Annotated in this window: 12 protein-coding genes and 4 pseudogenes; 4 read left to right on the top strand and 12 right to left on the bottom strand. The window is 45.1% G+C overall.

The window, feature by feature from the left end; all coding sequences use genetic code 11:
• Positions 1–8: 8 nt before the first annotated feature.
• Positions 9–274 (top strand): annotated as a pseudogene (locus tag SSIN_RS10370) (helix-turn-helix domain-containing protein); the annotation flags it as partial.
• Positions 264–415, top strand: a pseudogene (locus SSIN_RS10975) (IS30 family transposase); the annotation flags it as partial. The pseudogenes SSIN_RS10370 and SSIN_RS10975, both read left to right, overlap by 11 nt.
• A gap of 524 nt (positions 416–939) precedes the next feature.
• Here the strand turns inward: SSIN_RS10975 and nusB are convergent.
• The 5 genes and pseudogenes from nusB to uvrA form a co-directional block, all read right to left on the bottom strand.
• Complete coding sequence (gene nusB / locus SSIN_RS08405; RefSeq protein WP_037617881.1) at positions 940–1,365, bottom strand: transcription antitermination factor NusB; 426 nt, start codon at positions 1,363–1,365, stop codon at positions 940–942.
• Positions 1,358–1,747, bottom strand: coding sequence for an Asp23/Gls24 family envelope stress response protein (locus tag SSIN_RS08400; protein ID WP_037617879.1), 390 nt, complete (start codon positions 1,745–1,747; stop codon positions 1,358–1,360). Before SSIN_RS08400 ends, nusB begins: the two co-directional genes overlap by 8 nt.
• Positions 1,748–1,777: 30 nt before the next feature.
• On the bottom strand, positions 1,778–2,338 hold the full coding sequence (gene efp / locus SSIN_RS08395; RefSeq protein ID WP_037617878.1) for an elongation factor P: 561 nt from the start codon (positions 2,336–2,338) through the stop codon (positions 1,778–1,780).
• A gap of 61 nt (positions 2,339–2,399) precedes the next feature.
• Entirely contained in the window at positions 2,400–3,461 is a 1,062-nt protein-coding gene (locus tag SSIN_RS08390; protein WP_037617876.1) for a M24 family metallopeptidase, read from the bottom strand.
• Between the two features lie 154 nt (positions 3,462–3,615).
• Positions 3,616–6,380, bottom strand: a pseudogene (gene uvrA, locus SSIN_RS08385) (excinuclease ABC subunit UvrA).
• Between the two features lie 122 nt (positions 6,381–6,502).
• Here uvrA and SSIN_RS08380 point away from each other — a divergent pair.
• Both SSIN_RS08380 and SSIN_RS08375 read left to right on the top strand, forming a co-directional pair.
• Positions 6,503–7,447, top strand: coding sequence for a magnesium transporter CorA family protein (locus SSIN_RS08380; RefSeq protein ID WP_037617873.1), 945 nt, complete (start codon positions 6,503–6,505; stop codon positions 7,445–7,447).
• Positions 7,448–7,465: 18 nt separating this feature from the next.
• The gene (locus SSIN_RS08375; protein WP_037617872.1) at positions 7,466–8,140 is read left to right on the top strand and encodes a DUF1129 domain-containing protein; all 675 of its coding nucleotides are present in this window, start codon (positions 7,466–7,468) and stop codon (positions 8,138–8,140) included.
• A gap of 33 nt (positions 8,141–8,173) precedes the next feature.
• On the opposite strand, the pseudogene SSIN_RS08370 reads toward SSIN_RS08375, so the two are convergent.
• From SSIN_RS08370 to SSIN_RS08340, 7 genes and pseudogenes are all read right to left on the bottom strand, one after another.
• Positions 8,174–8,683: pseudogene (locus SSIN_RS08370) on the bottom strand (GNAT family N-acetyltransferase).
• Positions 8,684–8,765: 82 nt separating this feature from the next.
• The gene (gene trxA, locus SSIN_RS08365) at positions 8,766–9,080 is read right to left on the bottom strand and encodes a thioredoxin (protein ID WP_037617870.1); all 315 of its coding nucleotides are present in this window, start codon (positions 9,078–9,080) and stop codon (positions 8,766–8,768) included.
• A gap of 84 nt (positions 9,081–9,164) precedes the next feature.
• Positions 9,165–10,583, bottom strand: a complete 1,419-nt coding sequence (locus tag SSIN_RS08360) for a C69 family dipeptidase (protein ID WP_037617868.1) — start codon at positions 10,581–10,583, stop codon at positions 9,165–9,167.
• Between the two features lie 100 nt (positions 10,584–10,683).
• On the bottom strand, positions 10,684–11,328 hold the full coding sequence (locus SSIN_RS08355; RefSeq protein ID WP_037617865.1) for a GNAT family N-acetyltransferase: 645 nt from the start codon (positions 11,326–11,328) through the stop codon (positions 10,684–10,686).
• Between the two features lie 10 nt (positions 11,329–11,338).
• Entirely contained in the window at positions 11,339–13,672 is a 2,334-nt protein-coding gene (locus tag SSIN_RS08350) for an endonuclease MutS2 (protein ID WP_037617863.1), read from the bottom strand.
• 60 nt (positions 13,673–13,732) lie between these two features.
• Positions 13,733–14,284 carry a CvpA family protein gene (locus SSIN_RS08345; RefSeq protein ID WP_037617861.1) on the bottom strand — a complete coding sequence of 184 codons (552 nt, stop codon included), beginning with the start codon at positions 14,282–14,284 and terminating at the stop codon, positions 13,733–13,735.
• A 10-nt stretch (positions 14,285–14,294) separates the two neighbouring features.
• Positions 14,295–14,585: a cell division protein ZapA gene (locus tag SSIN_RS08340; protein ID WP_037617859.1), complete on the bottom strand. Its 291-nt coding sequence runs from the start codon at positions 14,583–14,585 to the stop codon at positions 14,295–14,297.
• Positions 14,586–14,685: the final 100 nt, after the last annotated feature.

The raw sequence follows: 14,685 nt of genomic DNA, 5'->3' as shown, positions 1-14,685 counted from the left end.
GAAATCTTATGAGCTACCACCATTTTACCATAGATGAACGTGAAACTATTCTGATTTACCGTACAAAAGGACTGAATTTTTCTCAAATCGGAAAATTACTTCATCGTCATCCTTCCAGCATTAGTCGGGAATGGAAACGTCATACTAAACTCCCAACAAAGCACAAGCAGCTTATAAACTTGCAAAATCACACTGTGGGCGAAAGAGAAAGCTGGATCTAGACTCGAATCTAAGTAAGATAGTCAAGCACCTTTTTCTTGATTGCCAATGGTCTTCTTCGTGAGTGTTTCCCGAAGAAAACTGATTTGGCAACAATTACTGAAAAATCACTTAATGATACCTACTGGCTATTAACCATCGTCCCAGAAAATGCCTGAGTCACAAGACAGCATTTAAAGCACTTAGAGATAAAGTTTTAAAAAGGTTGTACTTTTTATTTCAATTTATCCCCAAAAAATATATCCTCTTGCTAACTCTTCCTCCTCTCCTTCAAAAGGAAAAGACACAAAATTTTCCCCTCATCCGACACTTACTTTTGACGACAGGTTGACCGAAGAGCGATTTATCCTATAAACAGAAATGAAAAGATCGTTCGAGGTCTAGATTGTCATGAATTTATAGGAAAAGTAACCAGCCTAGACCTAAGTTGCCATGAATCTATAGGAAAAGTGGCTAGACTAGGCCTAAGTTGCCACAAAACTATAGCAAAAGTGGCCAGCCGAGGTCTAGGTTGCCATGAAACTATAGGAAAACGGCCAACCGAGGTCTAGGTTGCCACAAAACTATAGCAAAAGTGGCCAGCTGAGACCTAGATTGCCGTTAACATATAGCAAGATAGGCTGTTCCAGCCATAGACCTCTATAACGGAAGCTTTTCTACAGTTTGTCTGCAACTACAACTGGCAAAAAGTAAAAAAGACTGAGGCAGGCGCCCCAATCTTCATTCTTCAGTAATAAAGTGACTCAAAATTCCATTGATAAACTTACTTGATTTTTCATCTGAGAATTTTTTTGCTAACTCAATCGCTTCGTTGACAGCGACAAGCTGCGGAGTTTCATCATATTCCACTAATTCATACAAACCTAAGCGCAGAATGTTTTTCTCGACTAGAGTCAAGCGATCCAAGGTCCAGCCAGCCTTCAAATACCGACCAATCTCGTCATCTAACTCGCTCTTGGATTGCATGACGCCATTGACCAGATTGAGCAAGAAAAGAGGGAGTTCAACTTGCTCCTCTTCTTCCTTATCGTGTAGATAAGCAAAGCGGCAAGCCTCAACTGTATCTCCATCATATTCCAAGCTCATTAAAGCCTGAAATGCTCTCTCCCGTAAATCACGTCTTGAATCTACAATTACCTTACTCATTGAGGAAATCCTCATCAAATAGATCTTTCAAATCTGGTTTTGGAGATTTTTCTGGGACAATGCCTGCAACGTGAATATTCACCGCTGACAGTTCCACCTCAGCCATATCATTAACAGCGCTTTTGACCGCTTTTTGAATCGCAACTGCAACTGTTGGCACACTGATACCGTACTCCAGATACAGGTAGATGTCAACGGTCACATCGCCACTTTCATCAGTATGAAGAGCAACACCGCGTCCGAGCGTGCGCATAGAGAGGCTGTCTGACATGCTTTTATTCGCAAAAGAATGAACGCCCTCCACCTTTGCCGTAGCAATGGCAATGATTTTTTCCAAAACTCGTGGCGCAATGACGATTTCGCCTAATTGTTCGTTTGCCATAAGAATTCCTTTCTATCTGAAAGAGTGAAATTACGCACGAGAAACGTAAGTTCCTTCTGCAGTGTTGATAATCAGTTTTTGACCAACTTCGATGAAGTCAGGTACGTTGACGACAAGACCCGTTTCAAGAGTAGCTGGCTTACCAGAACCTGTTACAGTTGCGCCCTTGATTGACGGTTGTGTGTCTGTTACGACCAATTCAACAGTTGTCGGCACTGTTACACCAATCACTTCTGTTCCGTAGAATTGGATTTTCACGTCTGAGTTTTCAAGGATGAATTTCAGCTCTTCTTCTACATTGACTACTGGAATTTCGTATTGGTCATAGGTCTCAGTATTCATGAAATAAGCTGTATCATCCATTTGGTACAAGTATTGTGCTGGTACTGTTTCGATAATCGCTTGTTCAAATTTTTCTTCTGGACGGTAGCTAGTATCAAAAGTAGAGCCTGTACGGACATCACGCAATTTCATACGCATGATTGTATTTCCCTTACCTGGTTTGTGGTGACTTGCTTCCAACACGCGGATGAGTTTTCCATCTGCTGTTTCAAAAGTCATTCCAGCTCTCAGCTTGCTTGCTTCAATCATTTGTTTTTTACCTCTTTAATAAATAATTTACTCTTTATTGTACCATAAAGCCTGACAATTCTCAAATAACAATCAACTCTTTCGGCGCAAGAGTCAAGACTTCACAGCCTGTTTCGGTGATGAGAAGATCATCTTCGATACGGACACCGTATTTCCCATCCAGATAAATCCCTGGCTCATCTGTCAGAACCATGCCCGCTTCAATCGGCTCTTCTGACTTGCCAAAGTAAGGAATCTCATGAATGTCCAGACCGATACCGTGGCCAATCCCGTGGCTGAAGTAAGGACCGTAGCCAGCATCGTTAATAATCTGACGCGGAATCCGATCAAAATCAATCCGGCTAAGACCAGCCTTGGCTACTTCTATCAGGGCTTGATTGCTGCGAAGAACAATATCATAAATCTCCCGTTCTTCATCTGTCACCTGCCCCACATGAATGGTTCGTGTCATATCGCTGACATAATGATTGTAGTAGCAGCCAAAGTCCATGGTCAGAGTTTCACCCTTCTGAATCACCTTGTCACTGGCCACACCATGAGGCATAGCAGAGCGGTAACCCGAAGCAATGATAAAGTCAAAGGAGGCACCTGAAGCACCTAGCTGGCGCATGCGAGCGTCCAAAAAGTTCATGACAGCCAACTCCGTCGTCTCACCAGGCTTGATAAAGTCCAGCACATCCAAGAAGGCTTGATCCGAAATCTGGCAGGCCTTGCGAATGGTCTCGATTTCCTGGGCATCCTTAATCATGCGCAGCTTTTCAATAAAACCTGTCATCGGCACCAGTTCATGACCAGCAAAAACACTTTCCAGCATTTTAAAGTAAGCATAGGAAATCTCATCATCAAAACCGATTTTTTGCAGCTTGTCGTCCGCAACGATTTTGGCAATCTCCCCAATCGCATCGCGCGTTTCCACAATGTCAAAGCCCTGAACCACTCCTTTAGCAATCAGGGTATAGCGCGCATCCGTCAGGAAAATTCGGCGCTTTTTACTGATGAAAACCGTCGCTTCTGTCCCGCTGAAACCAGTCAGATAGTAAATATTCTTCAGATTTGTCACTAGGACAGCATCACATTCCGTCTGAGCTAATGCAGCTTCAAACTTTTCAACTCTTGATATCATTCAATACCTCCATGAAATAACTAAGCTTATTATATCAAAAAACAAGTCAAATAGGGCATTTTTTAATAAGCCTTATCTGGGACTTAGAATCCAACGAGCATTCTCCGACACGGAAAATCCCCATCTTTAGAAAAGAACAGGGATTTTTGATGAACTATTTTATGTGTAGCTTACCTTTCAGATACTGGCCAGTATAGCTAGCAGAGTTTGCAGCGACTTCTTCCGGTGTACCCGTCGCGATGATCGTACCACCACCGACACCGCCTTCTGGTCCTAAGTCGATGATATGGTCAGCTGTCTTGATGACATCCAGATTGTGCTCGATAACGAGTACCGTATTGCCATCGTCCACAAAGCGTGATAACACATGAAGGAGCTTGGCAATGTCTTCAGAATGCAGACCCGTTGTCGGCTCATCCAAGATATAGAAAGACTTACCAGTCGAGCGCTTGTGAAGTTCGCTGGCCAGCTTCATCCGCTGGGCTTCACCACCCGACAAGGTTGTGGCTGGCTGCCCCAGAGTCACATAGCCTAACCCCACGTCCTTGATAGTCTGGAGTTTGCGGGCAATCTTGGGAATATGCTGGAAGAATTCCACCGCATCATTGACCGTCATGTCCAGTATTTGGGCAATATTCTTCTCCTTGTAGTGGACTTCCAGAGTTTCACTGTTGTAGCGAGTACCGTGGCAGACCTCACAAGCCACATAGACGTCAGGCAGGAAGTGCATCTCAATCTTGATAATTCCATCACCTGAACAGGCCTCGCAACGGCCGCCCTTGACATTAAAGCTGAAACGGCCCTTCTTGTAGCCGCGAATCTTGGCTTCATTGGTCTTGGCAAACAGATCGCGAATATCGTCAAAGACACCAGTGTAGGTCGCTGGATTCGAGCGCGGTGTCCGACCAATCGGACTTTGGTCAATATCAATCAAGCGGTCCACATGCTCAATGCCGCTGATTTTCTTAAACTTCCCTGGCTTGGCAGAATTGCGGTTGAGTTTTTGAGCGATGGCCTTTTTGAGAATAGAGTTGACCAAGGTTGACTTACCAGATCCAGAAACTCCCGTCACAGCGATGAATTTGCCCAAGGGGAATCTGGCCGTGATATTCTGCAGGTTATTTTCCTGAGCTCCTGTCACCTCGATAAAGCGACCGTTGCCTACACGGCGTTCCAGCGGTACTGGGATTTCGCGCTTGCCTGATAAGTATTGGCCTGTGATGGATTTCTTGTTCTTAGCCACTTGCGCAGGCGTGCCGGCTGCGACGATTTCACCGCCGAANCCACGATGAGGGTATTGCCCAGGTCGCGCATCTTCTTGAGGCTGGCAATCAGGCGGTCATTGTCACGCTGGTGCAAGCCAATAGAGGGCTCGTCCAGGATATAGAGAACGCCGCTTAGATTGGAACCAATCTGAGTCGCCAAGCGAATCCGCTGACTTTCTCCTCCTGATAGAGTCCCAGCCGAGCGAGACAAAGTCAGGTAATTAAGGCCAACGTTATTAAGGAAAGTCAAGCGGTCATGAATTTCTTTGAGAATAGGGCGTGCGATTGTAGCTTCATTGTCAGTCAAGCTAAGCTTGTCCAACTGAAGCAAATGATCTGCAATGGACAAGTCTGAAATCTCACCGATGTGCAAGCCGTCTTCGCCACCAACCTTGACAGACAAGGCCTGGGGACTGAGTCGGTAGCCGTGGCAAGCTGCACAGGTCAGCTCATTCATATAAGCCCGCATCTGAGTCCGAGTAAAATCACTATTGGTTTCATGGTAGCGACGGTTGATATTGGTGACAACCCCCTCAAAAGGAATGTCAATATCGCGCACGCCGCCAAATTCATTTTCATAGTGGAAATGGAACTCCCGCCCATCTGAGCCAAAGAAAATCAGCTGTTTTTCTTTCTCCGTCAGTTCCTCAAAAGGCTTGTCCATATCAATGCCAAAGGCTGCCATGGCCTGCTCCAGCATCTGCGGATAGTAGTTGGAGGAGATGGGATTCCAAGGCGCTAGCGCTCCTTCACGTAAGGTCTTGCTAGGCTCTGGCACGACCACATCGAGATCCACTTCCAGCTTAACCCCCAGACCATCACAGTCCGGACAGGAACCAAAAGGCGCATTGAAAGAAAAGAGTCGTGGCTCTAGCTCTGGGACCGTAAAGCCACAAACTGGACAGGCATAGTGCTCCGAAAAGAGCAGCTCTTGACCGTCCATGGTGTCAATCACCACATAACCCTCAGCAATCCGCAGAGCTGCTTCAACCGAGTCAAAGAGACGACTGCGCACCCCTTCCTTGATGACAATTCTGTCCACCACGACCTCAATATCATGCTGCTTGCTCTTGGATAGCTCTGGCACTTCCGTTACATCGTGGACATCCCCATCCACGCGCACCCGGACATAACCGTCTCTCTGAATCTTATCAAAAACGATCTTGTGCTGGCCCTTTTTCTTGCGGATGACCGGCGCCAAAATCTGCAAACGCTGACGCTCTGGCAATTCCAAAACCTTGTCAACAATCTGCTCAACAGACGAAGCCTTAATAGCCCCGTGGCCGTTGATGCAGTAGGGTGTCCCAACACGAGCATAGAGCAGGCGCAGGTAGTCATTGATTTCAGTGGCAGTTCCCACCGTTGAGCGGGGGTTCTTACTGGTCGTCTTCTGGTCAATGGAAATGGCTGGACTGAGACCATCAATCGAGTCCACATCCGGCTTTTCCATATTGCCCAAAAACTGCCGAGCATAGGCCGACAGACTCTCCACATAGCGGCGCTGCCCCTCAGCATAGAGGGTGTCAAAAGCCAGACTAGACTTGCCCGAACCAGACAAACCGGTCACCACGACCAGCTTGTCCCGCGGAATTTCGACATCAATATTTTTTAAATTATGAGCTCGCGCTCCATGAATAACAATTTTATCTTGCATTTATTCCACACTTTACCTTTAAACTTCCTCTATTATAGCAAAATTTTCTGCAATCTTTTGTCCCAAAAATCGGAATTTGTAGTATAATAAGACGGTGTGTAAAAATAATTCTAGGAGGAGATATGAAACAAGTATTTTTATCAACAACAACCGAATTCAAAGAAATTGATACGCTTGAAGCCGGAACTTGGATTAATATGGTCAATCCTTCTCAGAGTGAATCTATAGAAATTGCTAATGCCTTTAACATTGACATTGCAGACCTGCGGGCTCCGCTCGATGCGGAAGAAATGTCTCGGGTTACCATCGAAGATGACTACACACTGATTATCGTGGACGTTCCCATCACAGAGGAAAGAAACAACAAAACCTACTACATCACGATTCCGCTTGGTATTATCATCACCGAAGAGGCCATTATCACCACCTGCTTAGAAAAATTGCCTCTGTTGGATATTTTTATCAGCCGTCGCTTGCGCAACTTCTATACCTTTATGAAGTCACGCTTTATCTTTCAGATTCTTTATCGCAATGCCGAACTGTACCTGACCGCCCTGCGCTCCATTGACCGCAAGAGCGAACAGATTGAGAGCCAGCTGCACCAATCCACGCGAAATGAAGAGCTGATTGAGCTCATGGAGCTTGAAAAGACCATCGTCTATTTCAAGGCCTCCCTCAAAACCAATGAGCGCGTGATTAAGAAGCTGACTAGTGCCACCAGTAATATCAAGAAATATCTGGAAGACGAGGACTTGCTGGAAGATACCTTGATTGAGACCCAGCAGGCCATTGAGATGGCCGATATTTACGGAAATATCCTCCACAGCATGACAGATACCTTTGCCTCTATCATCTCCAACAACCAGAACAATATCATGAAAACACTGGCTTTGGTAACGGTTGTCATGTCCATCCCGACTATGATCTTTTCAGCCTACGGAATGAACTTCAAAAACAATGAGCTCCCTCTAAATGGAGAACCGCATGCTTTTTGGATTATCATGTTCATCGCCTTTGCTATGAGCGGTTCTCTAACCCTCTACCTTTTCCATAAAAAATTATTCTAATCATCAGAAAGGATACCTATGTCACAAGTATCATTAGACAAACTCAGTAAGAAAAACAAGGAATTTATCCACATTGCCACCCACCAATTGCTCAAAGATGGCAAGTCAGACCAAGAAATTAAAACCATCTTAGAAGAAATCATTCCAGAAATTTTGGAAAATCAAACCAAGGGAATCACTGCCCGCGGCCTCTACGGAGCCCCAACTACTTGGGCTTCTTCCCTAACTGCAAAAGAACGTTACGATGCCGAACATCCAAAGGAAAATGACGACCCTAAATGGATGATGCTGGACTCCGTCCTCTTCATCTTCGGTTTCTTCACCGTTCTGACTTCCATCGTCAACTTAGCATCTTCTCAGCCATCTGTTTATGGGATGACAACCCTTGTATTTGGAAGCCTTGTCGGCGGCCTCGCTTTCTATGCTCTCTATCATTTTATTTACCGCTTTTATGGACCAAATACAGATCGCAGCCAAAGACCACATCTGATAAAGTCTATCTTAATCATGGTAGGAGCCATTGCTCTCTGGACTCTTTCAATCGTTGGATCTAGCCTCCTTCCTGACTTTCTCAACCCACATTTCTCAAACATCGTAGTTGCTATCATCGGAGGAATCACTCTAGCACTCCGTTTCTACCTCAAGAAACGCTTCAATATCAAGAGTGCGACTATGGGGCCAGCGAGATATTAATCAGCATATTAAAAAGAGGTTTTACAACCTCTTTTATTTTGCCCTTTTTGAAAAGTATAATACCAACTCATCGTTATTCTCACACGGATCATAAGGAGCAAGCGGTCGATTTTGAAACCAAACACCTGAGCTATCTGGAATATAACCTCGGTGTACATACAGCCATTGGACCGAATCTTAGCCTCTATGCAAAGCAACACCCAAACTAACTACATCTGAGTAATTCTGACCTACTTGCTCTGCTTTATCCAATAAAGCCGTGCCAATGCCCTGTCTTTGGAAACTTTCAAAAACATTAAAATCAGTTAACTCAGAATAAAGGCCTGCAAAGGAACCATGCTTGGCTGATGGGATGACTGTAATGTAAGCAGCTAGAAATGTCCCATCAACAGCCACCAAAACTTGGCGCTCACCCGTCGCTTGCTCCAGAAAGTAGTTTTTTAAAATCTCTCTCCGACCAGGCCAGACTTGCTGGATAAAAGCATTCGCTAACTTTTCTATATCCTCAAAAAGCATTTTCCTGATGATTCGTTCTTCTGTCATAGTGCGTCTCCTATATCTTGACCTTTTTCCTCTATTCTGGCACTTTTGAATAGGCAAAAAAAGAAGCCCTCAGGCTTCTTACTTAGCTCAATTCAGCGATAATAGCCTTGAGCTGGTCTTTGGTGTGAACACCTGCGACTTGCTTAACGACTTGACCGTCTTTCTTGAACAGAAGGGTCGGAATGGACATAATGCCAAATTCGCGGGCAGTGTTTGGATTTTCATCCACATCCATTTTAAGGATTTTCAGTTCGTCCTCATGAACTTCCCCAGCCAACTGCTCCAAGATAGGCGCCTGCATACGACATGGACCGCACCAAGCTGCCCAAAAATCAATCAGAACCAGTCCATCTTTTGTTTCTTCTGCGAATGTCGCATCTGTAACTGCTGCTACCATAAATCTTCTCCTTTTATTGCTTACTTTTGATAACATTTTACACCAAAAACATCAGAAAGAAAAATATTTGCTACGGGTAGGACCTTAGTCACTTAGTGAGAAATGGTTGGTCATGAGATTGCTGGCATCCAAGAGAACCTTCTCCAAGAGCTGGTCTGTCGCTTCTTGCACCTTATCGCTCATGGCTTGATTTTCAGCTTCAAAGTCCACAGCCTCGCCCTTGGCCAGAGCTCGGTCTACTCGACCGATCATTTCATGTCCCCAGGCCATAGTCTTTTCCTGATAATCATCCAAATCACCAACATGACTGCTAAAATGAGCATCAGCCAACCCAGCAATCAAGCGATTGGCCCAGTAAAAGGAATCCGTCGAAACCTTGTCCGTCGTGTTGGCAAAGTAATCTGGCGTTGTTGAGACTTGAGTAAAGAAAGGAACAGCTGTATTGTAAGGCATAGAGCCGTAGGATAGCCACTGGATACCAGTCGTTTCCTGGGGTTGGTTAGGGCGTAGGTGCAAGATGGCTGTCTGACTGGTCCGATTGATTCCAATGGTCCGAAAAGCCCTTCTGCTGTAATGGTCACCCTCTGCTCCGTAAGGATCATAAGGCGAATCCTGATAGTGACTGCTCAGGACATACTTGACATCTTCGATCGTGATCTTGCGGTAAGGCTTGCGACACCATGGAATGAAGAAACTCCTTGGATCTTGCTCCACTTCTGGATTGAGAAAACGCTGGATATCCCAAGCTCGCGGTGTATTGTAATGGCGGTCCTTATCCTTCTGGCTGCCAAAAGCATAGCGCGGATTAAAGCCCTCATTTGAGTAATTAAGATTGAGATGATTTTCTTCGATAAAGTTTTTGAGATTTGGATGACAGAGGAAATACTCTGGATTGTCAAATTCAAAATAATCACTGCCCAGCTGATTGGGGTTGGTCACATAGGCATCATCTGGCACGCGCCGCGCCATCCAATGGTGGCCACCGATGGTTTCCAGCCACCAGATTTCATTGACATCTGAGATAGCAATCCCATTGGACTCATAAGTGCCGTACTCCTCTAGGATTTTCCCTAAGCGTAGAACCCCTTCTCGAGCTGTTTTGATATAGGGAAGAACCAGCGTAAGGATGTCTTCCTCGCTGATACCTGACTCTACCAAAGGATCAGCTCCCAGTACGCGGCTATTAGTCGTAATCGTTTCCGTTGCGCTGACAGCAACATTGTAGCTGTTAATTCCAGCTGCTCCCCAAATCCCGTCCTTAGGAACTGCGTCTGGCACTGCTGTATAGCGGACTGGATTGTCCGGCAAATCCATCTCAAAAGATGTCAAAACTGACTGATAATGACGGGGCTGGTCTTGTGGCTCCACTACGACAAATTTCTTGGGTGTAAAGACCCCATTTTGTGAATCCTCTGTACGAGCCACAATGGTTGAACCGTCGTAACTGGCCTTCTTGCCTACCAAAATAGTCGTGCAGGAATCTGATGCATGCTTTATTCTCATTATTTTCCCTCCGAAACACTTTATGCTGCTTACATTATAGCAAAAAGCAGGCCCTCATAAAAGAACCTGCTACTATCTCTTCGCTGAAACTTCCAATACCCTATTCGATTTTCAAGACATAGGTATGCTCTTTGTAAAGTTCATCAATCTCAAAATGCTCCAAATCTTCTTTCCTTGAGACAATATAATGCCCTTCTCTTTGATAATAGCCTAAGGAATTTCCTGACTTGTCTGTCAGACAGATTGTCCGCTGCTTCCTATCTACGCTGAAAGAAAACGCTATTTGATCTTTGGGCCGTCCGACAACTAAATAGTCTTGACAAATCAGCTTGCCGCCCCACTTCTGATAGAGGTAATTTGCTTGTTCTCCGTCTCTGGTAAAGATGATCAAGGCATCAACTTTCTTTTCATGCAGTTTCTCTCGAGCAGTTTGAAAGAGTTGGCCGGCTATCCCTTGATTCTGAAAATCAGGATGGACAGCCAGATTAGCGAAGTAAGCTATCTTTTCTCCTGGATAATATGCATAAGAATGACTTGCTTCTTCGGTGTAAATCCCAATATCTAGAAGCCCTACAACCTGATCATCTTCAACTGCTATGAGCTCAACCGAATCTTGGTAAGGCTCTTCAGTAAACTCATCCTTACTGCGGCTCATATCATCAAAGAAAGGCGAAAAGAGATAACTCAAAGCTTTTGTATAAACCCAACTTCTCTCATAAGTCGAGTCATAGGTTTGTATTTTCATATATGGCCTCTTACTTAAAGATCACAATCGTCGCGCCGCTGCCGCCAGCATTTTGCGGAGCATAGCCGAAGGACTTGACGTGCTTGTTGCGGCGGAGGTATTTTGTCACCCCTTCACGGATGACCCCGGTCCCAATACCGTGGATAATATCCACCTGAGCCATGTTATTGAGGAGGGCCTGATCGATAAAGGCATCAAGCTCTTCCATAGCCTCTTCATAGCGTTTGCCGCGTAGATCCAGCCTGGCTTTCGGTCCAGCAGTATTAGCTCGCTTGACCACATTGACCTGCTTACGCTTAGGCTGCTGCTCCTTTTCAGCCTTGAGAAGATTAAACTCCTGCTCTGCTAGAGTCATCTTGATAAGACCGACCTGAGCTTCCCAGCGGCCGTCCTTGAGCTGCTTGACCAAGGTTCCCCTCTGACCATAGCTGGTGACTAGGATATCATCTCCCACCTTGGACGCCCGATTTTTCTTAGCCTGTTTGAGCACCTTATTCTTTGATAAATCAACTGTTTTAGGAGCCAGCTTTTTGAGCTGAGCCTTGGCTTCAATAATCTCATGCGGTTTGAGACTGGACTTATCATGGAGATTTTTGAGAATACTCTCACTCTCTGCTAAAGCCAGATCAACGATTTCCTGAGCTTCCACCCGTGCCTTATTGAGCTCGGTTTCCTTTTCTCGGTTAAACTCATTGTAAAGTTTTTTGAGGGCTCGGTTAAATTTGAGATTTTCCTGCTCCACCTCGCGGATATTATCCAAGCGCTTGCGACTTTCCAGTGTCTGCTCCTCTAAGCGCTCAATGATCCGATTGACATCGCTGTCTGTGTCAGTCTGCTCTTGGGCATGGCCAACGATAACTTCCGACAAGCCCAAACGCCGAGCAATTTCAAAGGCATTGGAGCGGCCAGGCACTCCCTGCATAAAGCGATAGGTCGGCCTTAAACTATCTGTATCAAATTCCATGCTGGCATTTTCCACCCAGTCCGTCTCGATCCCATAAGCTTTGAGCTCAGGATAGTGGGTCGTCGCCATGGTTTTAATCTGTCTCAGCCGCAAATCTTCCAAGATGGCAATAGCCAGAGCTGCTCCCTCCTGCGGGTCAGTCCCAGCTCCTAGCTCATCCAGCAGAACCAGACTGTCGCTATCCACCTGCTCCAAAATAGAGACAATATTGGTCATGTGACTGGAGAAAGTTGACAGGCTCTGCTCAATGGACTGCTCATCACCAATGTCAGCAAAGATTTGGTTAAAAATCCCCACCTGACTACCCTTGTCTGCCAGAATCGGCAGGCCTGACTGGGCCATGAGCTGAGCCAAACCCAAGGTCTTCAGCATAATGGTCTTGCCACCTGTATTAGGACCGGTAATGACAATCTCGGTCAGGTCCGGCCCGAAATGCAGGTCATTTGCCACCGCATTTTCAATTAGAGGATGGCGGACACTGAGCAGTTGGATATCCTGCTCCTCCGATATGTTTGGCACTACCGATCTTGTCTCCTGCATAAAGCGGACTTTAGCACGCACCAAATCCAGATGCCCGATAATCCAAGCATTGTTGGCAAGTTCAGTCGCATGTGGCCGGATACGGTCAGACAGCTCCTGCAAGATCCGCTGGATTTCATAGCGCTCATCAGCTCGAGCATTGGTAATTTCCTCGTTGAGATTGACAACTGCTCTAGGCTCGATATAGACGGTATTCCCGCTGGCTGAAATATCGTGAACCACACCAGAAATGCGGTTGCGGTAGGTGTTTTTGACCGGCAGCACATTGCGGCCATTCCGGCTGGCTACCACTTGGTCCGCCAACATGTCTCCCTTAGTCTTGAGGATGTCCTGCAGAATTTCCCGCACCTGGTTTTCATTTTCTTGAATTTTTCGGCGGATGCGGGCCAGTTCCTCACTGGCAAAGCTTTCAACAAAGCCACCGTCATTAATCGCCTGCAGATTGCCTTGGATGCTAGGAAATTCAACCAGATTGTCAAACAGCCGATTCAAACGTTCCAGTTGAACATTTTCCAAATCCTCGTAGAAAGATGTCAGCTCATGGGTCACAGCTAAGACCCGCTTGAGAGCTAGAAATTCCTCAATATTGAGGTCGCTATCTAACTCCAGCCGCTTGGTCAGACCCGTAATATCTTGGATAGCTCCCAGACTAAAATGAGGCTGCTGGACAAAAATTTGCTGCATATCTGTCATTTCTAAAAAAGCGGTAGCAAGGGTCTCTTTTTTACTGGTAGGCTGCAACTGGCTAAGCTCCAAGTGCCCCTGCTCAGTTAGCAAATAGGGAGTGAATAACTCTTTAATCTTGCTAAATTCTAAGGTTTCTAAAATTTTTTTATTCATAACTTCTTTTCTAACTATTTCAAAAGAAACTCAGCTAGCTCTGCCAACTGAGTCTTTCTATTATCCGATAACGTTCGTCACCCAGAAATGTTTTAAAACACTGGACGTAATAGGGGTATAGTTGATGATAAATCGGATCAAGGCACTGCTATTGAGCCGTTCTTGAACCTCAGCCAGCGGCATTGTTGCCAAGATTGTCAAGCACATTTCAATCCCAAAAAGAGTAATGAACGCAGCAATCGCTCCGCTGATTACATTATACCGCGGTGTATCAAGCTTGTTGGGATACGGAACTAGATTAACAAAAATTCCTATAAAGCGCGCAAACACATAAACAATTGTAAAAACAAAGAGATAGGCCAAACCAGCATAAAAAACCTTGTCCAAATGAAACAGCTGTGAATTGGGGAAGAAATATGTCGATGAGCCTTGAGTAGCGCTGGCATAAGGAATCCACAGACTGATTGCTTTCGCTACTCCCTTATAAAAATAGCTCGCAATCAGCATCGCCACAAGAGCTGACGCAGTATAAAATCCTTGTAAAACAATACCTCGTGAATACCCAATATAGAAACTCCAAGCTAAAACTAGCAAAATAATTACTGAAAACATTATTTCTCCTCTATTTAGCCGATTTTTCTCTTATTTCATTCAGCATTTTGTGACGGAAATTTTCCAATTCCTTTTCTTTATCATCAAATTCAATCTCGCGGCTCAGCTGAGTTGATAGGCTGTTGATAGCCAAGAGAATGGCCAAAACTTCGTCATCTGCTGCAGGCATCTGCTCTTTGATGGCCTTATATTTTTCCTTTGCAACCCGCTCAACTTCTTCCATAAATAAATTATCATGCTCCGTTGTTAAGGTCAATGTTTTGTTACCAAATGTAAACTTATATCGATTCAAATTTGCCATAAAATCACCTCATGATATTATACCAAAAAAAATACGCTTTGTCAGTCTTAAAGTTATGACTTAAAAACATGAAGTGTAGCGTTACAATAGATGTGAGACC

The organism is Streptococcus sinensis, assembly GCF_000767835.1.
Taxonomy (GTDB): Bacteria; Bacillota; Bacilli; order Lactobacillales; family Streptococcaceae; genus Streptococcus; species Streptococcus sinensis.
This window is presented reverse-complemented; position numbering and strand designations above follow the sequence as displayed.